General features: G+C 65.2%; 24 protein-coding genes. 6 read left to right on the forward strand and 18 right to left on the reverse strand.

The window, feature by feature from the left end; genetic code table 11:
- Positions 1-100: 100 nt before the first annotated feature.
- Positions 101-304: a cold-shock protein gene (locus H292_RS0107310; RefSeq protein WP_005248460.1), complete on the reverse strand. Its 204-nt coding sequence runs from the start codon at positions 302-304 to the stop codon at positions 101-103.
- 497 nt (positions 305-801) lie between these two features.
- On the opposite strand from H292_RS0107310, the gene H292_RS0107315 reads away from it, so the two are divergent.
- Both H292_RS0107315 and H292_RS0107320 read left to right on the forward strand, forming a co-directional pair.
- Positions 802-3,117, forward strand: a complete 2,316-nt coding sequence (locus tag H292_RS0107315; protein WP_019662972.1) for a DEAD/DEAH box helicase — start codon at positions 802-804, stop codon at positions 3,115-3,117.
- A 114-nt stretch (positions 3,118-3,231) separates the two neighbouring features.
- Positions 3,232-3,792, forward strand: coding sequence for an FAS1-like dehydratase domain-containing protein (locus H292_RS0107320; RefSeq protein WP_037188108.1), 561 nt, complete (start codon positions 3,232-3,234; stop codon positions 3,790-3,792).
- Positions 3,793-3,820: 28 nt separating this feature from the next.
- Here H292_RS0107320 and H292_RS0107325 read toward each other — a convergent pair whose 3' ends face one another.
- From H292_RS0107325 to ssd, 7 genes are read right to left on the reverse strand one after another with little or no spacing between them, the layout of a single operon-like run.
- Positions 3,821-4,177: an Rv3654c family TadE-like protein gene (locus H292_RS0107325; RefSeq protein WP_020110970.1), complete on the reverse strand. Its 357-nt coding sequence runs from the start codon at positions 4,175-4,177 to the stop codon at positions 3,821-3,823.
- The gene (locus tag H292_RS0107330) at positions 4,174-4,461 is read right to left on the reverse strand and encodes a TadE family type IV pilus minor pilin (RefSeq protein WP_020110971.1); all 288 of its coding nucleotides are present in this window, start codon (positions 4,459-4,461) and stop codon (positions 4,174-4,176) included. Before H292_RS0107330 ends, H292_RS0107325 begins: the two co-directional genes overlap by 4 nt.
- Before the next feature lie 20 nt (positions 4,462-4,481).
- Positions 4,482-4,682 (reverse strand): DUF4244 domain-containing protein, encoded by a 201-nt coding sequence (locus tag H292_RS0107335; protein WP_020110972.1) that lies wholly within the window; start codon positions 4,680-4,682, stop codon positions 4,482-4,484.
- Between the two features lie 60 nt (positions 4,683-4,742).
- On the reverse strand, positions 4,743-5,321 hold the full coding sequence (locus H292_RS0107340; protein WP_020110973.1) for a type II secretion system F family protein: 579 nt from the start codon (positions 5,319-5,321) through the stop codon (positions 4,743-4,745).
- Positions 5,312-6,100: a type II secretion system F family protein gene (locus H292_RS0107345; protein WP_020110974.1), complete on the reverse strand. Its 789-nt coding sequence runs from the start codon at positions 6,098-6,100 to the stop codon at positions 5,312-5,314. Before H292_RS0107345 ends, H292_RS0107340 begins: the two co-directional genes overlap by 10 nt.
- Positions 6,097-7,275 carry a TadA family conjugal transfer-associated ATPase gene (locus tag H292_RS0107350; RefSeq protein WP_170949319.1) on the reverse strand — a complete coding sequence of 393 codons (1,179 nt, stop codon included), beginning with the start codon at positions 7,273-7,275 and terminating at the stop codon, positions 6,097-6,099. Before H292_RS0107350 ends, H292_RS0107345 begins: the two co-directional genes overlap by 4 nt.
- The gene (gene ssd, locus H292_RS0107355; RefSeq protein ID WP_081631854.1) at positions 7,272-8,387 is read right to left on the reverse strand and encodes a septum site-determining protein Ssd; all 1,116 of its coding nucleotides are present in this window, start codon (positions 8,385-8,387) and stop codon (positions 7,272-7,274) included. The genes H292_RS0107350 and ssd overlap by 4 nt, the downstream gene beginning before the upstream one ends.
- 379 nt (positions 8,388-8,766) lie before the next feature.
- Between ssd and H292_RS0107360 the strand changes: the two genes are divergently transcribed.
- On the forward strand, positions 8,767-9,600 hold the full coding sequence (locus H292_RS0107360) for an HAD-IB family hydrolase (RefSeq protein ID WP_020110975.1): 834 nt from the start codon (positions 8,767-8,769) through the stop codon (positions 9,598-9,600).
- Positions 9,601-9,964: 364 nt separating this feature from the next.
- Here H292_RS0107360 and H292_RS0107365 read toward each other — a convergent pair whose 3' ends face one another.
- The 5 genes from H292_RS0107365 to H292_RS0107385 form a co-directional block, all read right to left on the reverse strand.
- The gene (locus H292_RS0107365; protein WP_027498670.1) at positions 9,965-10,717 is read right to left on the reverse strand and encodes a hypothetical protein; all 753 of its coding nucleotides are present in this window, start codon (positions 10,715-10,717) and stop codon (positions 9,965-9,967) included.
- 106 nt (positions 10,718-10,823) lie between these two features.
- Complete coding sequence (locus H292_RS0107370) at positions 10,824-12,569, reverse strand: dipeptide ABC transporter ATP-binding protein (protein ID WP_020110977.1); 1,746 nt, start codon at positions 12,567-12,569, stop codon at positions 10,824-10,826.
- On the reverse strand, positions 12,566-13,525 hold the full coding sequence (locus H292_RS0107375; protein WP_019662960.1) for an ABC transporter permease: 960 nt from the start codon (positions 13,523-13,525) through the stop codon (positions 12,566-12,568). Before H292_RS0107375 ends, H292_RS0107370 begins: the two co-directional genes overlap by 4 nt.
- Positions 13,518-14,444, reverse strand: a complete 927-nt coding sequence (locus H292_RS0107380) for an ABC transporter permease (protein WP_019662959.1) — start codon at positions 14,442-14,444, stop codon at positions 13,518-13,520. The genes H292_RS0107375 and H292_RS0107380 overlap by 8 nt, the downstream gene beginning before the upstream one ends.
- A 142-nt stretch (positions 14,445-14,586) precedes the next feature.
- On the reverse strand, positions 14,587-16,215 hold the full coding sequence (locus H292_RS0107385) for a peptide ABC transporter substrate-binding protein (protein ID WP_019662958.1): 1,629 nt from the start codon (positions 16,213-16,215) through the stop codon (positions 14,587-14,589).
- Between the two features lie 440 nt (positions 16,216-16,655).
- Between H292_RS0107385 and acs the strand changes: the two genes are divergently transcribed.
- Positions 16,656-18,602 (forward strand): acetate--CoA ligase, encoded by a 1,947-nt coding sequence (acs, locus tag H292_RS0107390; RefSeq protein WP_020110979.1) that lies wholly within the window; start codon positions 16,656-16,658, stop codon positions 18,600-18,602.
- A 116-nt stretch (positions 18,603-18,718) separates the two neighbouring features.
- On the opposite strand, the gene H292_RS0107395 is transcribed toward acs, so the two are convergent.
- The gene (locus H292_RS0107395) at positions 18,719-20,092 is read right to left on the reverse strand and encodes an MFS transporter (protein WP_026347401.1); all 1,374 of its coding nucleotides are present in this window, start codon (positions 20,090-20,092) and stop codon (positions 18,719-18,721) included.
- A gap of 187 nt (positions 20,093-20,279) precedes the next feature.
- On the opposite strand from H292_RS0107395, the gene H292_RS26885 reads away from it, so the two are divergent.
- Entirely contained in the window at positions 20,280-20,801 is a 522-nt protein-coding gene (locus H292_RS26885) for a phage holin family protein (protein WP_019662955.1), read from the forward strand.
- A gap of 18 nt (positions 20,802-20,819) precedes the next feature.
- Positions 20,820-21,761 carry an alpha/beta fold hydrolase gene (locus H292_RS0107405; protein WP_020110980.1) on the forward strand — a complete coding sequence of 314 codons (942 nt, stop codon included), beginning with the start codon at positions 20,820-20,822 and terminating at the stop codon, positions 21,759-21,761.
- A gap of 34 nt (positions 21,762-21,795) precedes the next feature.
- On the opposite strand, the gene marP is transcribed toward H292_RS0107405, so the two are convergent.
- From marP to nth, 4 genes are read right to left on the reverse strand one after another with little or no spacing between them, the layout of a single operon-like run.
- Positions 21,796-22,986, reverse strand: coding sequence for an acid resistance serine protease MarP (gene marP / locus H292_RS0107410; RefSeq protein ID WP_019662953.1), 1,191 nt, complete (start codon positions 22,984-22,986; stop codon positions 21,796-21,798).
- Entirely contained in the window at positions 22,983-23,693 is a 711-nt protein-coding gene (locus tag H292_RS0107415) for an NUDIX hydrolase (RefSeq protein WP_019662952.1), read from the reverse strand. The genes marP and H292_RS0107415 overlap by 4 nt, the downstream gene beginning before the upstream one ends.
- On the reverse strand, positions 23,690-24,349 hold the full coding sequence (locus H292_RS0107420; RefSeq protein WP_019662951.1) for a TlpA family protein disulfide reductase: 660 nt from the start codon (positions 24,347-24,349) through the stop codon (positions 23,690-23,692). The genes H292_RS0107415 and H292_RS0107420 overlap by 4 nt, the downstream gene beginning before the upstream one ends.
- Positions 24,346-25,179 carry an endonuclease III gene (gene nth / locus H292_RS0107425; RefSeq protein WP_020110981.1) on the reverse strand — a complete coding sequence of 278 codons (834 nt, stop codon included), beginning with the start codon at positions 25,177-25,179 and terminating at the stop codon, positions 24,346-24,348. The genes H292_RS0107420 and nth overlap by 4 nt, the downstream gene beginning before the upstream one ends.
- Between the last annotated feature and the right edge of the window lie 5 nt (positions 25,180-25,184).

A 25,184-nucleotide genomic window follows, 5' to 3' on the forward strand; every position in this document is an offset into this window, starting at 1 on the left:
GTGGCCGTGGATACAACTCATCCCCCTTCGCTTCGGCATGCACCGAAAGCGATAGGGGGATGAGAGGTGTCGATTCCGCTCACGGGGAGCGGGGTGTCGATCAGACTGCGCGAACTCCGGTTGCCTGGGGTCCCTTGGTTCCCTGGCCGACCTCGAACTCGACGCGCTGGTTCTCCTCGAGGGTGCGGAAGCCGCTGCCCTGGATCTCGGAGTAGTGGACGAAAACGTCAGCGGAGCCGTCTTCTGGTGCGATGAATCCAAAGCCTTTTTCGGCGTTGAACCACTTCACAGTTCCCTGTGCCATGCTTTTCCTTCTCTTTCTAACACCGGATGCGGTGGGCAGCACTTACAGTCCACCGGGCCGGTTCCGACCGTTGTACTTCCTGAATTCCCCCTCAGGCGGAACCCGCGTCCGACAGGCGTTGCCGAACCACAGACCCCTTCAGGAAACGCTCCAAAAGCACACCGCCCGCAACATAAGATCCTGCGAGCGTGAAAACGAACACAGAAGCTGCGACCGGTTCAAGTCAACCACGCTTTTCGCGTTTCCAACAGTCGAAAAAGTCAGTTTTCGCACATTTTGTTGATCTTGACGCTTCTCACCGGCAGATTTGCGCCGCCCGACCCCTCTCACCAGCACGTATGCCGAGGCGCCGTCGTCGTGCGAATGACCGACCGATAGCATGAAACCCGCAGGTCGCGACGTCATCGCGACGCACCTGCAACAGAACCGAAACATGGAGAGCAGTAGTGACCCAACCAGATCCAACGCCGACGGGTCATTCGAACAGCTACGGCAGGGTGCTTCTCGACCGAGTGCTGGCGGGTACTCCGTCGGGCGAGCAGCCCCTCACCCACGTCGCGGAGCTACCGGGTCGCGAGGCCCAATTCACGGACTGGCCAACATGGTTGAAGCCCGAAGTAGCCGCCGTCCTCCGTTCTCGCGGCATCGCACGTCCGTGGACACACCAGGCGCACGCGGCAACTCTCGCCCACAATGGTCATCATGTTGTCCTGTCAACCGGCACAGCATCCGGGAAGTCTCTGGCATACCAGATGCCCATCCTGTCCACACTTCTCGGCGATCCACGAGGCACCGCGCTCTATCTGGCACCGACGAAAGCGCTCGGTGCCGATCAACTACGCAGCACCATCGCCGTCACCGACGAGTTGCGCGCTGATGCACCGGAACTGGCCGAGGTATTTCCCAGCGCCTACGACGGGGACACACCGATCGAGATCCGTCAGTGGGCACGCGCCAACGCCCGGTGGCTCTTCACCAACCCCGACATGATCCACATCGGGATCCTCGGCGCACACGAGCGTTGGGCCAGGTTTCTGCGCAATCTCCGCTACGTCGTCGTCGACGAATGTCACTACTACCGTGGCGTGTTCGGATCCAACGTCGCCTTGATCCTGAGGCGCCTCCGCCGAATCTGCGCCCGCTACGGCGCGACCCCGACCTTCGTCCTCGCCAGCGCCACCACGTCCAATCCAGGCACGGCCGCGTCGAGGCTCGTCGGCGCACCGTGCGAAGAGGTGACCGACGACGGATCTCCGCACGGCCCACGCACCGTCGCGCTGTGGGAGCCCCCGCTCATGAAGGAGATCACCGGCGAGAACGGTGCGCCAGTCCGGCGATCCGCGGGCGCGGAGGCGTCGCGCATCATGGCGGACTTGATGGTCGAGGGCGCGCGCACACTCACGTTCGTCCGTTCCCGGCGCGGCGCCGAGGTAACCGCGCTCGGCACGCAACGCCTCCTGGCAGACGTCGACCGGGACCTTCCCGGCCGCGTCGCGGCCTACCGCGCGGGGTACCTCGCCGAGGACCGACGAAAGCTCGAATCCGATCTGTCCGACGGCACCCTGCTCGGTGTCGCGACCACCAACGCACTGGAGTTGGGTGTCGACATCGCCGGACTCGACGCCGTGGTGGTGGCCGGGTTCCCCGGCACGGTGTCCTCGTTCTGGCAGCAGGCGGGTCGGTCCGGTCGACGAGGTGAGGGGTCGCTCGTCGCCCTCGTCGCCCGAGACGACCCACTGGACACCTACCTCGTTCACCATCCCGCCGCCCTGTTGGACAAACCGATCGAGGCGACCGTCACCGATCCGTCGAACCCGTATCTCCTCGCACCCCAGATGCTCTGCGCCGCAGCCGAACTACCCATCACGGTCGACGAGGCCGCCGAGTTCGGAGCCGAGGCGGTGCTCGACGGTCTCGCCGCGGACGGGTTGGTACGCAAGCGACCGCACGGTTGGTTCATCACGCCGGACGGCCAGCAGTACGCCCCGCACGCGTCGGTGAACATCCGCGGTGGAACCGGCACCCAGGTTGCCATCGTCGACGGCGGATCGGGGCGGATGCTCGGGACGGTCGACTCCGGAAAAGCACCGGCAACAGTGCATCCCGGTGCAGTACACATTCACCAGGGTGAGAGCTTCGTCGTCGACGATCTGAACCTGGAGGACGGTCTGGCTCTCGTTCATCCCGAGCAGCCCGATTGGAGCACGTCCGCCCGCGAGACCACCGACATCGCCATCACCGACATCCACTCTCGACGCACTCACGGTCAGGTCACCGTCGCGCTCGTTCAGGTGAATGTCACGCACCAGGTCGTCGGCTACCTGCGTCGGCTGCACTCGGGCGAGATTCTCGATTCGATCGAGCTCGACATGCCGGAGCAGACGCTCGACACCCGTGCCGTGATGTACACGATCACCCCGGAGTTGCTGGAGGACAGAGGAATTAGCGCCGAACGGTTCCCTGGCTCCCTGCACGCGGCGGAACACGCTGCCATCGGTCTGCTACCGCTGGTCGCGACCTGCGACCGATGGGACATCGGCGGCGTCTCCACCGCGCTCCACCCGGACACCGGACTTCCGACGGTGTTCGTCTACGACGGATACGACGGTGGTGCCGGCTTCGCGGATCGGGGACATCGAGCGATCGTCGAATGGCTGGAGGCGACGAAGGAGGCGATCACCTCGTGCGAGTGCCCGTCCGGGTGCCCGTCGTGCGTGCAGTCGCCGAAATGCGGAAACGGTAACGACCCCCTCGACAAGGACGGCGCTGTGACGGTCCTGGATGCCGTGGTGGCCGCAATTCGCCCGTCGTGATCGGCCACACGACGGCGCCGCAACTTTTGTAAGTTGTGGGCGAGTTCGACCGCTTCGCTGCACAACTTCCCGTCGGATGGTGGACTTCTCTTCAGGAGACGAGGAGAGGTGACCATGTCGACGGTGTCGCTTATCGATCACGAGGTGTCCGAGCCCCGATCCATCCGGGACCTGGTGGGCGCGCACCACTTCGCAACGTTCACCTACGAAGTCGGACGCGAGAAGATCCGCGAATTCGCCCGCGCGGTCCACGACGACCACCCCGCCCACGTCGACGATGCAGCCGGCCACGAATTGGGACACGACGGCATCATCGCGCCCGTCACGTTCGTCGCCGTCATCGGCGCAGCCGTGCTGCCGGAACTGTTCGAGAACCTCCTCATCGGTTACGGGCTGAAGGACATTCTGCACTCCGACCAGCAGATCCTGCTGCACAGAACGATTCGAACCGGCGATATCCTGGGGAGCGACCTGTGCCTGGAATCGTTCCGCCAGGCCGGTGGCAGCGACATCATGGTCACCAGGAACGAAATCTGCGACTCGGCAGGCGAACCCGTCGTCACCACCAGAACCACATTCGTCGCCCGGACCGACGAGCGGCGCGACAACGGCGTCACCGCCGCCGACGACGGATTCGGCAGCCTGCTCGACGGCATCATGCGCAGAGGCGGTTAGGGCACGAGTGGAGCCTGCGGGGTGACGGTCAGGGGCCTGCGCGGGCCGAGGCCATTGCATCACGGATACCCAAGCGTCCCAGCGTCACCGAGACAGTGACTTCGACGACGACGTCCCACCCCTCGACGGTGCATGCCGACACGGATCCGCCGACGCGCTCGACGATGTCTCGGCCCGTGGCACACGCGTCCACGACGCCTCGATCGAGCGCACCGGCCGCGGCGAGGGCCCCGAGATCCGCAGCCGACTGTGCTCGGTGGCGCGCGCCGACGGCGGAACCGACGTGCACGACGGCTATCACCACCACCAGCAATGCGGTCAACGCGAACGCCGCGGTCACCGTCACGCTGCCCTTGTCCTGTGATTGGAATCGAGTGGCTTTCATTCGGGTATCGATTCCATGACCGCCACCGCATCGGCCGAGACGGTGAGCCCCGGCAGCAGCGTGGACGATTCGACTCGAACGGACACCATCCCGTCCTCGGTGTTCACCGACATCGCGGCTCTCGCAGGTAGCAGCGATCCCGATACGTCGTCACCTCGGGCCACGAGCCGAGCAGCTTCCCTGGCTGCATCGACGCACCGGACATGCTGCGACACGGCGGTGATCGCACCGATGCAGGTGATGACGACGGCGACGATGGAAGCGAGCGCGATGGCCGCCTCCACCGTCGCCGAACCGCCGTCGGCTACACCGAAGTGGCGAGCGCGCGATCGATGATCCCGGTCAACGCATCGACGATCGACGATCCCGTGACCACCGTGTAGAGAATCGCACCGAACGCCGCCGCGGCGATGGTGCCGATGGCGTATTCGGCGGTGGACATCCCGTCGGCGTTCACCGCGGCGAGAATCAATCGCGTCCTGGCCTGTTGCATCACAGCTTTCATGGTCTTCCCCCTCATTGACGTCCGGACCGGCGTACCCGGTCCGGAATTCCAGTCGTGGCGTCACAGGACACCACCTCCGAGCACCGAGCTCGCCAATCCGATCACGACAGGGACTATGCCGAGACAGACGAAGGCGGGCAGGAAACACAGTCCCAGCGGCCCACTGACGAGCACACCCGCTCGTTCGGCTTCCGCCGCCGCGGCGTCCTCGGCGCTCGCGCGCTCGGAGTCTGCCAATTCCACGACGGCGTCGGCGAACGACGCACCCGATCGGGAGGATCGACGAGCCATGCGCGCCAACGCTTCCACCTCGGGCAGCGCACCGACGGCCTTCCACGCATCGTCCGGGTCGGCGCCGAGACCGAGCAGATCCGCTGTGGTTCGCAGAGCGGTGGACACGTCGGGTGGAGCCATCGTCGACACCGCGCGAGCCGCGGCCCCTGCCGACAGTCCACCGGCGAGGCAGGCAGCCATCATGTCGAAACACGTTGCCACCGCATGCCGATCGACGACGGTCGTGGTCGCGCTCTTCTCGGCGACGCCGCCCTCCCCCACTACCCTCCCGAGTGCACTCCTGTCCACCGGTGCAGTGATCAGAGCAGCTGCGGCACAGAGCATCGCAATCCCGATCATCGGCATACCTTGTCGGTGATGGCATCCGTCCACAGGAGTCCGCCGCAGACGAGTGCCGTTCCGATCACGAGGAGAATGCCGCCGAGCCCTCCTCCGAGGAGCACCGACAGTGGAGACGCTCCCATGGCCTGACCGAGGCCGACGCCCACGATCGGCAGGCACGCGAGGACGGTTCCGGTGGCGCGGGCACCTGCCAGCGATGCCTGGGTACGGTCACGGAACCGATTGCGCGCCTGCATGTCTCTGCGAGCCGCGCCGAGCAGCCGGGCCAGGGCGAGACCGTGGTCGTCGGCGATTCGCCATGCGGAGGCGACGATGGACAGTGGGCCGGAGATCGCTGCGTCCGGTACCGACAGCCCATCGTGCGCCCGCCCACCCATGCGTGCGTGTCCGGAGGCGCGTTCGAACGCGATCCCCACGGTGCCGGAGCTTTCCGCCGCCGCGACAGCCGACGCCGACGCAGGGTGTGATCCGACTCCGAGCTCTCCGATGACGGTGTCCAGTGCGGCGATCAAACGTGCGGATTCGGAACGGAACTTCCTCTTCTCGGTTGCGGATCGTCGACGCATCCACACTGTGGCCCCGACGATCACAGCGGCGAACAGTGCATGAACTCCCGCGAACCACACGAGGGCGACCGCACCGACAACCGCCGAAACTGGAACGATCGCTGCTCGGTACCGCATGGCAATCACTGGCGGAGTGCGGAGCGATCGAAGGCGAGCCTGCGGACCGGGAACGGCCAGAAGCGCAGCTACGCAGAGCAGTATGCCCACCGCGGTCACAGCGAGTCCATCCGACGGCGAATCATGTCGTCCAGGTCGGCTCTGCCACCGGCGGTACCGTCGATCGACCATGCCGGCAGCACCCCCACTCGGCCCGTCGCGTCGGGAACGAGCACAGCGATCTCCCTCAATCGCCTGCGGCCGTTGGACGATCTGTGCACGTGCAACACCACCTGAACCGCAGCGCCGAGTTGACTGTGCAGCGCATCTCGCCCCATGCCGCCGAGCGCCGCGAGCGCCTCCAACCTCGCGGGTACCTCGGCGGGAGAATTGGCGTGAATGGTGCCCGCGCCCCCGTCGTGTCCGGTGTTGAGCGCCGTCAGCAGGTCGACGACCTCAGCTCCTCGTACCTCACCCACCACCAGACGATCCGGCCTCATGCGCAGTGCCTGACGCACGAGCTGGCGCACGGTCACCTCGCCGACACCCTCGACATTCGGCGCACGCGCCACCATCCGCACGACATGAGGATGAGACGGGGCGAGCTCGGCGGCGTCCTCGACACACACGATCCGCTCGGTTGCGTCGACCTCACCGAGAAGCGCGGCGAGCAACGTAGTTTTTCCCGCGCCCGTACCCCCGACCACCAGGAAAGCCAACCTGGCCCGCACGACAGCGCGCAGCAGCTCCAGCGCCTCCGGATCGACGGCCCCGCGCTCGGCCAGCGCTCCCAACCCCTGAGTCGCCGGCCGGAGCACCCGCAACGACAGGCACGTGCCGCCGCGCGCAACCGGTGCGAGCACGGCGTGCAGCCGGACCCCGAAGGAACCGTCACCGACCCCGGGCAGTTGACCGTCGACCCACGGTTGAGCATCGTCGAGGCGTCGGCCCGCCGACAACGCGAGCCGTTGACACAGGCGCCGCACGGCCGTCTCGTCGGCGAAACGGATTCTGCTGCGCTCCAATCCGACTCCCCGGTCCACCCACACCTCGTCCGGCGCGGTCACGAGGACGTCCGCGACAGCCGGGTCACGCAGCAGCGGTTCCAACGGTCCGGCGCCGGTGAATTCCGTCTGCAGAGTCCGCAGTGCAGCCAACAGATCGGTGTCGCTGAGCACCCCGCCGGCCTCGATCCTGATGGCTGCAGCCACGGTCGTCGGTGTCGGTTCCTCACCCGCGCCGGCAAGCCTGCCCCGCACCCGGTCGAGAAGTTCCCCCGTCACGACGGCGCTCATGCCGCCCACCGTCCCTGCTGAGGCTTACGTGCGAACGTCTCCAGAATGTCCGACGCCGCACGACGCAGCGGCGATCGCGCCGAGAGGGTCAATCCACCACGTTCGACGCGTCGGGCAAGCCCCGGTTCGGGACGCATGCTCGCGAGCAGCGGAAGGCTCAACGCGTCGGCGATGTCGGTGCTGCGGAGCCCACCCGGGGCGGGGCCGCGGACGACGATGCCGACGTTCGAGTTCCTGGCGCTGAGGTACGCCGATGCGTTCTCTGCGGCGGACACCGACGCCAACGTCGCGGTCACCACGAGCACCACGAGATCCGCCGCGTCGTGGTAGATGTCGGAATGGGATCCGATGGTGCGCGGTGCGTCGCAGACCACCAGATCGCCGATGCGTCGTCCGGCGTCGACAACCGCGGACGTCGACGCCTCGCCCTGGCCCGCGCCGGGCGTTCTGGTCGCCACGCTGCCGGCCGACAGCACCGACAGATGTCCGACGGTGGGGAGCGCACCCCGGAGTGCGTCGCCGGAGATACGACCGGCCTCGACTGTCAGCCCCGGCCAACGGAGCCCCGGGCTGGACTCCCAGCCGAGGAGCAAGTCCATTCCGGCGCCGTACTCGTCTCCGTCCACCAACAACGTTCGGATGTCTCGTGAGGACGCGGTGAGGGCTATCGCCGCAGCAAGGGTGGACGCCCCCGCTCCCCCGGTCGCACCCGTCACCGTGATGACTCCACCCTCTCCCGCGGATTCGCCCGGCTCGGCGTTGAGCAACGCGATGAGCGCGCCGTCGTCGCTCGGCAGTTCCAGGACGTCGGACGCGCCGAGCGCTGTGGCCAATCTCCAGTGATCGACGGCCGCAGCACCGGGGACGACGACGGCAACTCCCGCTCGTCGCGGTAGCGACAGGCGGACTGCTCTGCCGTCGACCAGGACGACACCGGCGTCCTCCCATTCGAGTCGCATCGAGAGCGGAGGCTTACCGACCGGTAAGTTCCGTTCTAACACAACGCAATCCGCCGCGGCTGCTACCCGCAGAACTTCTGCTCGCAGGGCAGCATCATCGGTCAGCAGCAAGCACGGTCGAATGCGTCTCGTCCCGGTTCGGTCGGTGTCCATGGCCAGAAGCTTGGACGCGGAATCAGCTCGCCACCAGGGGGCGGTGCGCGATTGTGGATGAATCGGGGGGTTGTGGATGAATTACTGGACACCCGTACCAGATTTCTTGCCCCGAACAGAGGACGACCCTCGCCAGGGGGGGAGGAGGCGAGGGTCGTCGGGTTCAGCCCCGGGGGGTCGGGCTGAACACGTCCGAGCTAGTCGGACTGCACCGATACTACACCCGCATCACGTGCCCTTTGCAAGTTCAACATTCGCCGAAATCCGGTACCGACCAGTAGCCCTGACACCCACCCGACCACTACGGACTCCCCTCCCGTCACCTGGGTCGTTCCTGCAGGCTCCCCTCCCGTCACCTGGGCCCTCTATCCTTCACAGTGTGACCACCAGCGCCCGTATCGACGACGCCGAATCCACTCGTCCGGCCGGAAGAATTGCCGCGTTCTTCGACTTGGACAAGACAATTATCGCCAAGTCGAGCACGCTTGCGTTCAGCAAACCGTTCTTCGATCAGGGGCTGATAAACAGACGCGCCGTACTGAAGAGCAGCTACGCACAGTTTCTTTTTCTGCTCTCCGGCGCCGACCACGATCAGATGGAACGGATGCGCGCTCATATCGCAGCGATGTGCGCGGGTTGGGACGTGGAACAAGTCCGTTCGATCGTTGCAGAGACGTTGCACGACATAGTCGATCCACTCGTCTTCGCCGAAGCCGCCGATCTCATCGCGGATCACAAACTGCGCGGACACGATGTCGTCGTCGTGTCCGCATCCGGCGAGGAGATCGTCAGGCCGATCGCCGAGGCACTCGGCGCGGACATCTCCACGGCAACCAAGATGGAAGTCGAGGACGGCCGCTACAACGGGACCGTCGAGTTCTACTGCTACGGCGAGGGCAAGGTGGAGGCGATGGAGTCTCTCGCCGAGTCCCGAAACTACGATCTGTCACAGTGTTTCGCGTATTCGGACTCCGTCACGGACCTGCCGATGCTGGGCGCCGTCGGACACCCGACAGCAGTCAACCCGGACCGGGCGCTACGCAAGGAAGCCGCTGCCGCGGGATGGCCGATTCTGACGTTCTCCAACCCGGTGTCTCTACGATCACGCATCCAGAAACCATCTGGAACAACCGTAGCGGCAAGTGCCGCAGTAGGTTTCAGCGCTCTGGCCGCCGGTGCGATCACCTACGGACTACTCCGCAGAAAACGATGACCTCTACCCCTTGATGTGAGCGGCGCCACAGGGTACAAATGACGTACGGAAGAACGGAAGGCCAAGTTCGAACCGGAAGAGAAGGTTCGTTTCTCCCGACCGCGATTCCCAGCACGGACATCAGGCACCCACGCGGAGCGCGCCGCTGACAGGGCAGAAGCGCTGTGGGCCTGCGAGTTTCGGGAAGCAGCAGCAAGAACCCTGCACCGGTTGCAGGGATGACCTCCTACTTCACCGGATCGTCGCCGAGGCCTCGCGATCACAGAATCGCCACAGCCCACCTTTGCACGCTTGGTAACCGGTTAGTCCGTGCTAAGGGGCGGCGAAGTCGACTTCGGTCGACGACGCCGCCCTTTTGGGGTTTCTACTGACTTGCGGAGCCGGCGGCCTCCGCAATCGACGTCGCCTCCGCCGCCCCCGCTTCGAGAGCGCCGCAGCAATAGATGATCCAGCTCCCGACACCCGTCGCCGAGCCGGACGCGAAACCGTCGGCGCCGTCGCGATACGCCTGCGAACGTCGCATCCAGCTGACCTCGGGCACCCCGAGGTTGTGCGGATCGAGACCGGACGACGCCGCGACCAATCTCGACGCTGCGCGGGCGACCACACCATCGGCGGTTCCGAACGGCTTCAACGTCAGCAGCTCACCGTGCACTATCGCCGCGACGACGGGCGCAGGAGCGGACGTACCCCCGGTGACGAGCTGGGCGAGAAGATCCAACCGATTCCCGATGCCGTCGCGTGGCCGCCCGAGCAGTGCGTCGTCGTCGACGAGGTCGGCCGCAGCGAGCAGGTGCAGCCGTGCGAGTGCTTGCAGCGGTGCCCGCTTCCACACCGGCAGCATGTTCTGCAGCGCGTCGCCGTCGAGCGCGGACCCGACGCGCAAGCACCCGGCCAGAATGGGATCGCCGTCCTCGCCTGCACGGGGGAAGTCCATCGTGCCACCGTCGAGCACGGACGACGACCGAGCGGCGCGGACAGCAGCCTCCGCCGCGGTCGCCGGCCAACCCCGGCGGTTCGCCTTGTGTCGGTGAACAGCGCCGAGAGCATCACGCGCGCGCTCGGCGGCGTCGACGATTCCCGGTAGCTCGAGCAGCGGTGCAAGTGGATCGGTCACGAGTGACGACGGTACCCGCGTGCTCTTCTCACCGGCACCGCACCACCGTGCGCTCACGACCGGGACGTCGGCGGTGAACGCACGGTGGTGCGAGTGAACGGGAGGGTCAGGCTCCGAGCTGAATGGATCCACCCGGAATAGCGGCGAGCAGCCGCTGCGTGTACTCCTCCTTGGGATTGTCGAAGACCTCGTCGGTCTTCGCTGCTTCGACGATTTCACCCGAGCGCATGACGAGGACGTCGTCGGCGATCTGCCGGACGACGGCGAGGTCGTGCGTGATGAACAGGTACGTCAGTCCCAGTTCTGCCTGCAGATCGTTCAACAGGGACAGGATCTGAGCCTGGACGAGTACGTCGAGAGCCGACACCGCCTCGTCGCAGATGACCACCTCGGGCTGAAGCGCGAGTGCACGGGCAATGGCCACACGTTGACGCTGACCACCGGACAACTCGTTGGGGAACCGCCGCATGACCGAGGCCGGCAGCGACACCTTGTCCAGCAGATCCCGCACCCGAGCTTCGCGCTCCTTCTTGGTGCCGACGCTGTGGGTGCGCAGCGGCTCCTCGATGGTGCGGAAGATCGAGTACATCGGATCCAGTGAGCCGTATGGGTTCTGGAAGATCGGCTGGACCCGGCGCCGGAACGCGAATGCATCCTTGTTGGACAGCCCGGCGACGTCGCGGCCGTCGAACTTCACCGTTCCTTCGGTCGGCTCGAGCAAGCCGAGAACCATCTGCGCCACAGTCGATTTACCGGACCCGGACTCGCCGACGATGGCCGTCGTCGTACCGCGTTCGACAGTGAAGGACACGTCCTTGACGGCGGTGAAGAGCGTCGATTTGAACGGGCTGCCGCCGCGCAGCTTGAACTGCTTGGTCAGATGATCGACCACCAGCACGGTGTCCTTGGCGGGCTCGAAGGCACTGTCGTGCTCCTCGGCGACGACCTCCTCGGCAACCTCCTTGGCTTGCTCGACGATCTCCTTGCGCACCGCCGACGACTTCAGCCGCTGCGACGCCAGCGACGGTGCCGCCGCGACCAGCTTCTTCGTGTAGGGGTGTTGCGGATTCTGCAGAATCTCCAGTGCCGGGCCGGATTCGACGATCCGGCCCTTGCTCATGACCACCAGGTGCTCGGCGCGCTCGGCAGCAAGACCGAGATCGTGGGTGATGAGCAGAACCGCAGTTCCGAGTTCCTTCGTCAGACCTTCGAGATGGTCGAGAATCTGACGCTGCACGGTGACGTCGAGCGCGGACGTCGGCTCGTCGGCGATGAGCAGTTTCGGTCGGGCGGACAAGCCGATCGCGATGAGTGCACGCTGACGCATACCACCGGAGAACTCGTGCGGATACTGATTGACACGCTTCGCCGAGTCCGTCAGGCCTGCTTCGTCGAGCAGTTCGATCGCCCGAGCCTTCGCGGCCTTGCCTTTGGCAATGTTGTTGGCCGCCAACGCCTCCTCGATCTGGAAACCGATCTTCCACACCGGGTTGAGGTTGGACATCGGGTCCTGAGGAACCAGCCCGATCTGACTGCCGCGTACCTCGACGAAGTCCTTCTCCTTGGCCGTGGCCAGGTCCTTGCCGTCGAACAGGATCTCGCCGCCGGTCACCTTGCCGGTGCCGGGCAACAGATTGATGATGGCGTGCGCCGTCGTCGACTTACCGGATCCCGATTCGCCGACGATGGCCACGGTCTGGCCGGGATAGACCGTCAAGCTGACACCTCGAACTGCCGGTACCGGACCGGAATTCGACTGGAAGGACACCTCGAGGTTCTTGATGTCGAGCAGAGGCCGCTCTGCTTTGCCTGGATCAGTGGTCATCGCGTCGTCTTTCGTACGTTCGCTCATCGCTTACGGGCCTTCGGGTCGAGAGCGTCGCGCAACGCGTCGCCCATCATGATGAAGCCCAGCACGGTGATTGCCAGTGCCGCTGCGGGATAGAACAGAATCGTCGATCCCTGACGCAGGGTGACCTGCGCGGCACTGATGTCGCCGCCCCAGGACACCTCGGTCGGGGGAAGCCCGATACCCAGGAAGGACAGCGTGGCTTCGGCAACGATGAAGGTACCGAGCGAGATCGTCGTGATGACGATGATCGGAGCCATCGAGTTCGGGAGGACGTGCCGAATCAGGGTGCGCACCTTGGAGACTCCCAATGCACGGGAGGCCATGACGTAGTCGTTGTTCTTCGCCGACAGCACGGCGCCACGCGTGATGCGCGCCATCTGCGGCCAACCGAACAGTGCGAGAACGAGAATCACGGTCCAGATGGTGCGATCGGTGAAGAGCTGCATGAGCACGATGGCAGCGAGGATCAGCGGGACACCGAAGAAGATGTCGGTGAGACGGGACAGCAGCGAATCCGCCCAGCCGCCGTAGAAGCCGGCGAACGCACCGAACAGCACGCCGATGACCAGAACGAGGAAGGTGACTCCGACACCGGTCAGCACCGACGCGCGTGCGCCGTAGATGGTGCGTGCGTAGATGTCACAGCCCTGCCGGTCGAATCCGAAGATGTGGCCGGACTGCGGTCCCTGCATGCTGAAGTCCAGGTTGCAGTACCTGGGGTCGGCGCTGGTGAACAGCGACGGGAACGCAGCGACGACGATGACGGCCAGAATGATGAGAGCCGAGACGATGAAGATCGGACGCTTGCGCAGGCTCACCCACGCGTCCTTCCAGATGCTGGCGGGCGCCTCGTCGATGTTCACCGCATCGGTCTGACTGACGTCGATGACCTCGTCTTGTTCGACGAATCGCGCTTGCCGCACGGAGCGGTCGTTCGAAGATGTGGACTCAGGCATAACGGATCCTTGGGTCGAGCGCTGCGTAGAGGAGATCGACGACGAGGTTCGCGATCAGGTAGACGACGATCAGGACGGTCACGAAGGACACCACCGTCGGCGCCTCACCTCGGATGACCGCCTGGTAGATCGTGCCGCCGACGCCGTTGATGTTGAAGATTCCCTCGGTGATGATCGCGCCGCCCATCAGAGCAGCGAGGTCCGCGCCGAGGAACGTGACGACCGGGATGAGCGAGTTACGCAAGACGTGCACGTTCACGACACGGCTGCGGGACAGGCCCTTGGCCGTCGACGTGCGCACGAAGTCCGCACTCAGGTTCTCCGCGACCGAGGTTCGCGTCAGGCGCACCACGTACGCGAAGGACACGGCACCGAGCACGAATGCCGGGAGCAGCAGATTCTTGAAACTGGTGTTGCCGCCGACCGTCGGCGGGACGATGCCCCATTTGATGCCGATGAAGAACTGCGCCAGGAAGCCGATGACGAAGATCGGCACGGCGATGATGACGAGGCTGACGATCAGCACGGTCGAGTCGAACAGCTTGCCCTTGCGAAGACCGGCGATCAGACCGAAGCCGATACCGAAGACACCCTCGATGACGAGAGCCATCGCGGCGAGCTTGGCGGTGATCGGAAATGCCTGCACGAGAACTTCGCTGACGGGACGGCCGGAGAACGACATTCCGAAGTCGAAGGTGAAGATGCCCTTCAGGTACAGCAGGTACTGGACAATGAACGGCTGGTCGAGGTTGTAGCGAGCCCGCAGCTGATCGGCGACGGCGGGGCTGATGGCCTTGTCACCTGCGAGTGCGGCAATGGGGTCTCCTGGAAGCAAGAAGACCATGGCGTAGATCAGGAATGTCGCCCCGATGAAAACGGGGATCATCTGAAGTAATCGGCGTCCGATGTACCAGAGCATCGGATCACCTCCTTTGGAGGAAGGTGGACGTCACCGAGAAGGCCGGGGCGTCGAAAAGTAGTGAGGGGGCAAGCACACGAGCAGGGCGGTAGGTGAAAGACCTACCGCCCTGCTCGGTCTCATGGAGCTGAAGAAGAGAAGATCAGTTCTTCTCGATCTCGTTGTAGATCGGGATACCGTCCCAGCCGATCTTCACGTTGGTCACGTTCTCGGACCAGCCGCTGGCTGCGTTGCGGTACCAGTTCGGCACTGCGGGAAGGTCGTTCAGCAGGATCGACTGAGCCTGGTTGACCAGTTCCTGCGCTTTGTCCTTGTCCGTCTCACCTGCGGACTCGCGGAGCAGACGGTCGAACTCGGGGTTGGAGTAGTCACCGTCGTTGGAGCTGCCGCCGGTCTGGTAGTTCTGCGCCAGGAAGCCGTACTGCTGCGGGTAGTCACCCTGCCAGCCCGAGCGGAACGCCGTCGGGATGGTGCGGTTGGTGGCCTCGGTACGCAGCTGAGCGAACGTCGGGTACGGAGCACCCTGCGCCTCGATGCCGAGCGTGTTGCGGATGCTGTTGGTGACAGCGTCGACCCATTCCTGGTGTCCACCATCGGAGTTGTACGCGATGGCGAAGGTGCCGGTCCACGGTGCGATGGCGTCGGCCTGAGCCCACAGAGCCTTCGCGGCCTCGGGGTCGTACTCCACGTTGGACTCGTTCTCGAGCGAATCCGTCCAGCCCTCGATGGCCGGGCTGGTGTAGTCCTTGGCCGGGGTACGCGTGTTGTTGAAGATCTGCTCGGTGATCTGATCGCGGTTGATCGCCTTGGAGATCGCCTGACGACGCAGAACGCCTTCCTCGCCGCCGAAGTGTGCGAGACGCGACGGGATGGTGAACGTCTCGATGCTGGCGGACGGCTGGTTGACCGTGCGGCCGGGCAGATCGGTCTCGAACGTGGTGACGGCCGAGGACGGAACGTTGTCGAGGACGTCGACGTTGTTCGACAGCAGATCCGTGTAGGCGGTGTCCAGGTTGCTGTAGAGGATGAAGCTGACACCACCGTTGGCGGGCTTACGGTTTCCGTCGTAGTCCGGGTTGGTGATCAGGTCGATGCGGACGTTGTGCTGCCACGCACCTTCGGAGGCGAACTTGTACGGTCCGTTGCCGATGGGGTTCTCGCCGAATGCCGCGATGTCGTCGTATGCGACCTCGGGAAGCGGGTAGTACGCGGCGAATCCGAGACGATCGGGGAATGCTGCCTCGGGCTGCTTGAGCTCGATGGTGAACGTCTTGTCGTCGACGACCTTCAGTCCGGACATGGTCTGGACGGTCGGGTTCTCGGCGGCGACCTCGTCGTAGCCCTGAATCGGGTCGAAGAACGATCCCTGCAGCTGCGCGTTGGTGGACAGCGCGCCGTAGTTCCAGGCGTCGACGAAGGAGTTGGAGGTGACGGGGGTTCCGTCGGTGAACGTCCATCCGTCCTTCAACGTGATGGTGTAGTTCTGACCGTCGGTGGTGTCGATGGACTCGGCCACCTCGTTCTGCACACCACCCTCGGGCGTGTACGAGACCAGGCCGGCGAAGATCGAGTCGACAACTCGGCCACCGGTGTTCTCGCTGGTATTCGTAGGAACAAGCGGGTTCTGGGGCTCGCCACTCCAGGCGTTGATGATCGCTGAGCCGTCTCCCGACCCTCCGCTGCTCGTCGAGTCACCGGACGAGCACGCCGTGACCAGCGCCGCTGATACGACAACCGCTACCGCAGCTGTCGCAATGCGTGTTCTACGCAAGACAAATCCTCTCTTCGGTCGATCACGGGTTCGCCGTGATCTTCTCCCCACGGGCGTCACGCCCACGGGGTTCTGTGGGGCGACCGCCGGCCACATCCTTTAGTGCGGGGTGGCAACGATCTCAATACCGCAGACTTTAGACACATCCTGAAACGAACATGTGAACTCCCCCAGTTTTTGCTGACTCGCGAGTAAGCACGAAACACGATCGAAACTTTTCGGCAAGTCATTTCCCACCGCTCGAGAGCCCCTCCGAACGGGCAGGCCCGACGGATCAGTCCTGAATACCGTCCGTCGCGGAAAACCGACCGATCACCGCAGATCAGAGGGTTGCACGCCGCTGCAACGATGCGACCGCCCTCACATGTGACTACCCTCACAAGGGCTGCCTGTGATGGCATCGAGCGCCTTACGCGGACGACGAAAGCGAGCAATCAGAGATGACGACCAGTACCCCTGAAGCCACTGAGAACGGCGCCGGGGAGACCTACCCGCCTTCGGCCGAGTTCGCGGCTCAGGCCAACGCGACGGCCGACCTCTACGACGACGCCGAGAAGGACCGACTGGCGTTCTGGGCCGAACAAGCGCGCCGGCTGCACTGGCACACCCCGTTCACCGAGGTACTCGACTGGTCCGATGCACCCGTCGCCAAGTGGTTCGGCGACGGCGAACTCAACGTCGCCTACAACTGCGTCGACCGCCACGTCCTCGACGGCCACGGTGACCAGGTCGCCATCCACTGGGAAGGCGAACCGGGCGACAGCCGCGACGTCACCTACTCCGATCTCCTCGCCGAGGTCTCCCAGGCCGCGAACACCCTCACCGACCTCGGTCTCGTCGCCGGCGACCGCGTCGCGATCTACATGCCGATGATCCCCGAGGCCATCGTCTCCATCCTCGCGTGCGCACGCCTCGGCCTCACACACTCCGTCGTCTTCGCCGGATTCTCCGCCACCGCACTGCGCTCACGCATCGACGACGCCGAAGCCAAACTCGTCATCACCACCGACGGCCAGTGGCGACGCGGCAAGCCCGCGCCCATCAAAGAGACCGTCGACCACGCCGTCGACGGGGCAGCCTCGATCGAGCATGTGCTCGTCGTCAAGCGCACCGACTCCGAGGTGGACTGGACCGAGGGCCGCGACCTGTGGTGGCACGAGAGCGTCGCGCAGGCATCGACAGAGCACGAGGCGCAGCCGTTCCCGGCCGAACACCCACTGTTCATCCTCTACACCTCCGGCACCACCGGTAAGCCCAAGGGCATCATCCACACCTCCGGCGGATACCTGACGCAGACCTCCTACACCCACCACAACGTCTTCGACCACAAAGCAGGCAAGGACGTCTACTGGTGCACCGCCGACATCGGCTGGGTCACCGGGCACTCCTACATCGTCTACGGCCCCCTCTCCAACCGCGCCACCCAGGTCGTCTACGAGGGAACCCCCAACTCCCCCGACGAGCACCGGCATTGGAACGTCATCGAGAAGTACAAGGTCTCGATCTACTACACCTCCCCCACCCTCGTGCGTACGTTCATGAAGTGGGGCAAGGAAATCCCCGAAGCACACGACCTCACGAGCGTCCGCCTGCTCGGATCCGTCGGCGAACCCATCAACCCCGAAGCATGGCGATGGTTCCGCGACGTCGTCGGCGGCGGCACCGCCCCCATCGTCGACACGTGGTGGCAGACCGAGACCGGGGCCATCATGATCTCCCCGCTCCCCGGCGTCACCTCCACCAAACCCGGATCGGCGATGACCCCACTACCGGGCATCTCCGCCAAGATCGTCGACGACGACGCCAAGCCACTGGGCAACGGCGGCAACGGATACCTCGTCCTCGACCAGCCGTGGCCGTCGATGCTGCGCGGCATCTGGGGCGACATGGAACGGTACAAGGACACCTACTGGTCCCGCTACGCCGAAGAAGGCTGGTACTTCGCCGGTGACGGCGCCAAGTACGACGACGACGGCGCCCTGTGGGTCCTCGGCCGCGTCGACGACGTCATGAACGTCTCCGGCCACCGCATCTCCACCAGCGAAGTCGAATCGGCACTCGTCAGCCACCACGGCGTCGCCGAAGCAGCCGTCGTCGGAGCCGCCGACGAGACCACCGGCCAGGGCATCGTCGCGTTCGTCATCCTGCGTGCCGGAGTGGACAACACCGGCGACGAACTCATCGCCGAGCTCAAAGCACAGGTGTCGAAGGAGATCTCACCGATCGCCAAGCCACGCGAGATCTCCATCGTCCCCGAACTACCCAAGACCCGCTCCGGCAAGATCATGCGACGCCTCCTGCGCGACGTCGCCGAAGGCCGCGACCTGGGCGACACCTCCACCCTCGTCGATCCCAAGGTCTTCGAGGCAATCAAGAAGGGCCGCTGACACTTTCGCTTTCAAATGGGTCACTCCGCAGGCTCCGCTCCTGCAAAATACCCCCGAGTTGTGCGTCCAGGACTCCTGGAACCGCACATCTCGGGGGTATTTTCGTCAGTCGAGCGTTACACGTTCTCGAGCTGCTGGTCCCTGGTTTCCTTCATCACGATCAGCGAGATCAGGGTCAGTGCAGCAACGATGGCCAGGTACACCCCGACCCATCCGACGCCGTAGCTCGAGACCAGCCAGGTGGCGATGAACGGTGCCACTGCGGCACCGAGGATCGAGCTGGTGTTGTACGAGATTCCCGAACCGGTGTACCGCACGTTCGTCGGGAACAGCTCGGGCAGAACAGCACTCATCGGGCCGAAGGTGAGACCCATCAGGCCGAGACCGACGCACATGAAGACCAGCATGCGTCCGGCCGACGCGTTCTCCGGCGCCGCGAACCAGTGGAACGACAGACCGAACACGACGATCGCCGCGGTGATGACGATCAAGGTGGGTCGACGGCCGTACTTGTCGGCGAGGATGCCTGCCACCGGAATCAGGGCTGCGAAGAACAGCACCGCGATCAGCTGCAGCTCGAGGAAATCGGTGTAGGCGATGGTGATCTTCGGACCGTTCACGTCGGAGACCTTGCCGGTTCCGTAGCTGACGACCCACGTGGTCATGATGTAGAACAGCGTGTACGTCGCCAGCATCACGAACGTGCCGATGATCAGCTGACGCCAGCTCGTCTTGAAGACCTCGGCCAGCGGGGTCTTGACCTTCTGTCCGCGCTCGACGGCGAGCTTGAACACCGGGGTCTCCTCCAGCTTCAACCGCACGTACAGGCCGATGATGACCATGATCGCGCTCAGCAGGAACGGGATTCGCCACCCCCACGTCAGGAAGGCATGGTCGCTGCCGGACACCGCGGCGTCGTACCCGGTGAGGATGACGATCAACAGGAAGATGCCGTTGGCGAAGAAGAATCCGATCGGCGCACCCAGCTGCGGGTACATCGCAGCCCAGGCGCGCTTGCCCGGCTTCGCCGTCTCCGTCGCGAGCAGCGCAGCGCCACTCCACTCGCCGCCCAGACCGACACCCTGAGCGAAACGCATGAGGGCCAGCAGAGCAGGCGCGATGATGCCGACGGAGTCGTACGTCGGCAGCAGACCGATCAGGAACGTCGCGACACCCATCGTCAGCAGCGAGCCGACGAGGGTCGCCTTCCGCCCGATGCGGTCACCGAAATGGCCGAACAGAATGGACCCGATGGGACGCGCGACGAACGCGAGCCCGAACGTCGCGAACGACGCGAGCAACGCCGTCGTGTCGTTCCCGGCCGGGAAGAACAGCTTGGGGAAAACGAGAACCGCGGCGGTCGCGTAGATGTAGAAGTCGAAGAACTCGATCGACGTTCCGACCATCGAAGCCACGACGATACGAGACCGTGGTACCTCCGGGGCCGCCGCTACAGAGCCGTCACCTGGGACGGCCGGGGAAGTACTCACTGCCTGCGCTCCTGCGATTGCACTCGATATATGGGGGTATGTACAACTGGGAAGTTACCTGACAGCAACCTGAGAATTTCAGCGGATGCGTCGTTCCTGCAGCCACGACGCGTACGACCATGGGTCGGCACTAGTGTTAGGGCCGCAAGAACCAAACGATGCACCAGCAAGTGGAGGGGTCGAGAAGTTGAGCGATACCAATCGCGGCCAAGGCACCATTGCCAACGGCAAGAACGGCTACCCGGACGGGGTGCCGAACACCATCTCGTCCATCCCGTTGTCGGACGTCGACTACCGCGCGCCCGGCACCGGCAGCATCGGCAACCTGGTCAAGGACGCGACGACGCAGGTGTCGACGCTGGTGCGCGCCGAGGTCGAGCTGGCCAAGGCCGAGGTCACCGGTGAGATCAAGAAGGGTCTGCAGGGCAGCCTGTTCTTCCTGCTCGCGCTCGCGGTTCTGATCTTCAGTGCGTTCTTCTTCTTCTTCTTCGCCGCGGAGACGCTCGACATCTGGCTGCCCAGGTGGGCCGCGTTCCTGATCGTCTTCGTGTTCATGCTGCTCGTCGCCGCACTGTTCGGCTTCCTCGGCTACCTGCGCGTCAAGAAGCTGCGCAAGCCCGAGAAGACCATCGACTCGCTCAAGCAGGCGTCGACGGTGCTGCCGAACCAGCACGAGAGCACTCCCGGCATCCCCGGTTACAAGAAGTAGCGGCGGCACGCACCGAACATGAGCCAGCCCGACCCGTCGACGGTGCGTTTCGCCGGCCCCTGGACGCACCGGGACGTACATGCCAACGGCATCCGCTTCCACGTCGTCGAGGCAGCTGATTCACCTGCCGACGGCCCTCTCGTGGTGCTGCTGCACGGCTTCGCCGACTTCTGGTGGTCCTGGCGTCACCAGCTCACGTCGCTGACCGAAGCCGGCTACCGCGCAGTCGCCGTCGACCTACGCGGATACGGGGACAGCGACAAGCCACCCCGCGGATACGACGGATGGACGCTGGCGGGCGACGTCGTCGGCCTCATCAGGGCTCTCGGTCATTCGCGGGCTGCACTCGTCGGGCACGCCGACGGCGGACTCGTGTGCTGGGCCACGGCCGCGTTGCACCCCAGGATGGTGAGCGCGATCGGCCTGGTCGGGTCGCCGCACCCCATCGCGCTACGTCGGTCGGTACTTCGCGACAAGGCACAGCGACGAGCCCTTCTGCCGTTCTTTCTGCGCTATCAAGTGCCTCTCGTGCCGGAGCGTTCCCTGACGAAGAAGAACGGCGAGGCCGTCGAGCAGCTGTTCAGGTCGCGGACCAGCCCTGCCTGGCAGGGCACCGAGGAATGCACCGACGCCGTGACCCAGCTGCGGTCCGCGATCCGCATCGCCGGTGCCGCGCACTGTGCGCTCGAATATCAGCGGTGGGCGTTCCGCAGCCAGTTCCGCGGCGACGGCCGTCGTTTCATGAAGGCGATGGACACGTCGCTGGACATCCCCGCGCTGCAGATTCGCGGCGAACTGGACCCGTACGTCCTGGCCCGCACCGTCCACGGCGACGTCGGATGGGCACCGCAGCGGCGTCTGCACACCGTTCTCGGCGCCGGTCACTATGCGCACCAGGAGTCGCCCGGTGAGGTCACCGATCAGCTGAAGGAGCTCCTGGAGTCGTCCGGCGTCCGCTGACCCCGCATAAGTACTCACATGCGGCGGAGCCGCATCAGACGATGCACGCTCCCGTACCCACCGGCACCGGGGCGTTCATGCTCTGCGCGAGTTCGTCGGCAATCTCGGCTGCGGTCAACACGAATCCGGTGTCTGGGTCGTCCACGGCAGCGCCGAAGACCAAGCCCAGAACCTGCCCGTCCTCGGTGACGAGCGGGCCACCGGAGTTGCCCTGCCGGACGGTGCCGCGGACGGTGTACACCTGACGCTCGACGGTTCCGGTGCGGTAGATGTCCGGGCCGTTGAGGTTGAGCATCTCGCGCACCCGCGCCGGGCTGGCCGTGTACGGACCGCCGCCCGGGTAGCCGAGAACGATCGCGCTCTCGCCGGACACCGCAGGATCGGGAGCGAAGTTCAGAACCGGCGCCTGCAGCCCGGGCACGCGAAGGATCGCCACGTCCTCCTCGGGATCGAACAGGACGACGTCGGCATCGAGGACGGTACCGAGCGAGTCGACGGTGACTCCGTCTGTGCCCGCGACCACGTGGGCGTTGGTCATCACCAGTTCCGGCGCGACGACGAATCCCGATCCTTCGAGCGCTTTCTGGCAGCTCGGCGCGACACCGCTGATCTTCAGCACACTCTCGTGCAGCTGGTCCACGACGGGGCTGGCCTGCAGAGCCGGATCGGGTACGTCGACGTTCGCTACCGGGGTGCGGCCGAACGGTCCGATGACGTCGGGCAGACCCGACGTGTCGAGCAGTGCGGAGAACTCCTTGGGGACCTCGCGAAGCCACCCGGGCGCGACGTCGTCGACCTTTCCGAGCACCGTCGATCCGCGCACGGCACTGGCTACCTCCGGTTGCGACGACGACGTCAGCGGGATGGCGAGCAACCACGCCGCCGCGAGCACCGCAACGGCCTGCAGCCCAGCGCCCACGACGCTGTCCACCGATCGTGCTCCGCGAGAATGCATTCCGCTGCGCAATGCCCGGCCCAGCACCATTCCCGACACTTCACCGACGATCACCAGCACAACGATCAGCGCGATCCCGACGAGCACACGCATACGTGACCCGTCCACGTGAACCAACACGTGGGGGGCGATCAGGATGCCCGCGACCGCACCGAGCACCACACCCAGAAACGCCATCGCCGACGCCACCGCGCCCTGCCGCCATCCCGAGGATGCCGCCACCAGCGCGACGCCGAGGACGATGATGTCGACCCATGTCGAACCGGTCACTGGTCCAGACCCTCCCCTACTGTGGCCAAACTCGTCTCCAGATCACGGATGTCGTCGGTGTCCCAGTCCAGTTCCCACCCGGACACCGCGAGCAGGCCTGCCAGAATACCGCCGGTGAAGCCCCACACCAGCATCCCGTCGACCGCGAATGCGGGGCCTTGATATCCCGCCGGGTGTCGGACCTGGAATCGGTTGTCGGGATCGATCAACGACCGGATGGGCACTCGCACCACCCGCGCGGCCTCGGCGGTGTCCACGACGCCGACCTCGCTGGGGTTGCGCCAGTACGCGAGCACCGGGACGACGTCGAACCTCGACGGCGGCACGTAGATGCCGGGCAGGGTGGCGAGCGGTTCGACGCCTCCCGGGTCGAGGCCGGTCTCCTCGACCGCTTCGCGCAGAGCCGTCGCGACCGGCGAATCGTCCTCGGGATCGGTGGCCCCTCCCGGGAAAGCCACCTGACCACTGTGTTGACGCAACGTCGCTGCTCGCTGAGTCAGAAGCACGTCCGCATCGGCAGGCACTCCGCCCTGCGCCGTCGGGTCCGCATCCTCCGAACCACCGAACAGCACCAACACCGATGCCGCACGCACGATCGCGCCGTCGGGCGCCGTACGTTCGAGCACCGGATTGGTACCCGTCGTGTCGATCAAGCCTCGTTCGCCACTCGCTGCGTCGACGACTTTCCTCAACCACTGCGGAGTCATCGGCTGATTCCGAGCCCCGCGGACACGGCGTCGTCGATCTCCTGAACACTGTCGAACGGTTGTGGCAGCACCTCGGCGACATTGCCATCCGCGCCCACGAGAATCGACACGGGGAGCACATTCGGTGCGCCGACGGCTGCTGCTATGCGCCCTGCCCCGTCCTGCACACCCGGCAACGTCACCCCGTAATCAGCGAGCTTCGTCAGCCCGTTCGACTCGTTCCGGTCCTGGTGCACGGTCAACACCGTGACCCGTCCCTGCATCTGCGACGCGTACTCCTGCAGATGCGGCAACTCCTGCGCGCACGGACCGCACCAGTACGCCCACAGGTTGATCAACGTCGGAGCCCCCGCGAGAGCGCGGCCCAGATCCACCTGCGAACCGTCACCGATGCACTCGAGCACGATCCCGGCCAACGGACCGAACGAGTCGTTCTCGGCGGACGGCGCCGGGCAACTCTGTAACCCGGCACGCTCACGCAGCGGGGCAAGCGCCTCGGCGGTGTCCGCGGACCGACGCTCCTCGACGACCGGAGCGCCCTGCCCAGGCATCCCCGTCACCGGCTCCGGATCGTCGCCGCGCGGCCAGATCGCGTAGACCAACGCCACGACCACCAGCAACGCCGCCAACGACCACCTCGCCGCAGACCCCGTCACCGCGGTCCCCCACCAGATCGTTCCGCAGACTCTGGCTCCACTCCTGCTTCACCGGGTCGTTCCGCAGGCTCCACTCCTGCCAACTCGAGGAGGTGGTCCGTTTCCGGGCCTTTCACGAGCGCCGCTGCCTCCACCTTGTCGGTCGGGCCGAGGCCGTAGGAAGGACAGTCCTTGGCGAGGACGCAGACACCGCACGCAGGCTTGCGGGCGTGGCACACGCGGCGTCCGTGGAAGATCACGCGGTGGCTGAGCAGTGTCCATTCCTTGCGCTCGATCAGCGCGCCGACGGCATGCTCGACTTTCACCGGGTCCTCCGCGTCGGTCCACTGCCACCGTCGGACGAGTCGGCCGAAGTGGGTGTCGACGGTGATCCCCGGTACGTCGAACGCGTTCCCCAGCACGACGTTTGCGGTCTTTCGTCCGATTCCGGGGAGCGTGACGAGGTCCTTCAAGCGAGCCGGGACCTGACCGTCGAACTTCTCCAGCAGGGCGGATCCGAGTCCGATCAGCGAGTTCGCCTTGTTTCGGTAGAAGCCGGTGGTGCGGATGTACTCCTCGAGTTCCGTTCTGTCGGCTTCGGCGTAATCCTTGGCAGTGCGATATCTCACGAATAGCGCCGGAGTAACCATGTTGACGCGTTTGTCGGTGCACTGCGCCGACAGAATGGTGGCGACGGCCAGTTCGAGGGGGTTGGTGAAGTCGAGTTCGCAGTAGACGTGCGGAAACGCGACGGCGAGCTCTCGGTTCATTCGTCGCGCTCGGCGTTTGAGCCCCAATGCGGTCTCTTCGCGTTTGCGCACGTCGAGCGCCGACGGAGCTGTCGATTTCACTCCAC

Source organism: Rhodococcus sp. 114MFTsu3.1 (assembly GCF_000383555.1).
Classification (GTDB): Bacteria; Actinomycetota; Actinomycetes; order Mycobacteriales; family Mycobacteriaceae; genus Rhodococcoides; species Rhodococcoides fascians_E.

Bases quoted from the DNA above. Each gene is read 5' to 3' on its own strand.
- H292_RS0107310 (WP_005248460.1), bottom strand. From the start codon at position 304: ATGGCACAGGGAACTGTGAAGTGGTTCAACGCCGAAAAAGGCTTTGGA.
- H292_RS0107320 (WP_037188108.1), top strand. From the start codon at position 3,232: ATGTCGACGGTGTCGCTTATCGATCACGAGGTGTCCGAGCCCCGATCC.
- H292_RS0107325 (WP_020110970.1), bottom strand. From the start codon at position 4,177: ATGAAAGCCACTCGATTCCAATCACAGGACAAGGGCAGCGTGACGGTG.
- H292_RS0107335 (WP_020110972.1), bottom strand. From the start codon at position 4,682: ATGAAAGCTGTGATGCAACAGGCCAGGACGCGATTGATTCTCGCCGCG.
- H292_RS0107340 (WP_020110973.1), bottom strand. From the start codon at position 5,321: ATGCCGATGATCGGGATTGCGATGCTCTGTGCCGCAGCTGCTCTGATC.
- H292_RS0107350 (WP_170949319.1), bottom strand. From the start codon at position 7,275: ATGAGCGCCGTCGTGACGGGGGAACTTCTCGACCGGGTGCGGGGCAGG.
- ssd (WP_081631854.1), bottom strand. From the start codon at position 8,387: ATGGACACCGACCGAACCGGGACGAGACGCATTCGACCGTGCTTGCTG.
- H292_RS0107370 (WP_020110977.1), bottom strand. From the start codon at position 12,569: ATGAGCGAACGTACGAAAGACGACGCGATGACCACTGATCCAGGCAAA.
- H292_RS0107375 (WP_019662960.1), bottom strand. From the start codon at position 13,525: ATGCCTGAGTCCACATCTTCGAACGACCGCTCCGTGCGGCAAGCGCGA.
- H292_RS0107380 (WP_019662959.1), bottom strand. From the start codon at position 14,444: ATGCTCTGGTACATCGGACGCCGATTACTTCAGATGATCCCCGTTTTC.
- acs (WP_020110979.1), top strand. From the start codon at position 16,656: ATGACGACCAGTACCCCTGAAGCCACTGAGAACGGCGCCGGGGAGACC.
- H292_RS0107405 (WP_020110980.1), top strand. From the start codon at position 20,820: ATGAGCCAGCCCGACCCGTCGACGGTGCGTTTCGCCGGCCCCTGGACG.
- H292_RS0107415 (WP_019662952.1), bottom strand. From the start codon at position 23,693: ATGACTCCGCAGTGGTTGAGGAAAGTCGTCGACGCAGCGAGTGGCGAA.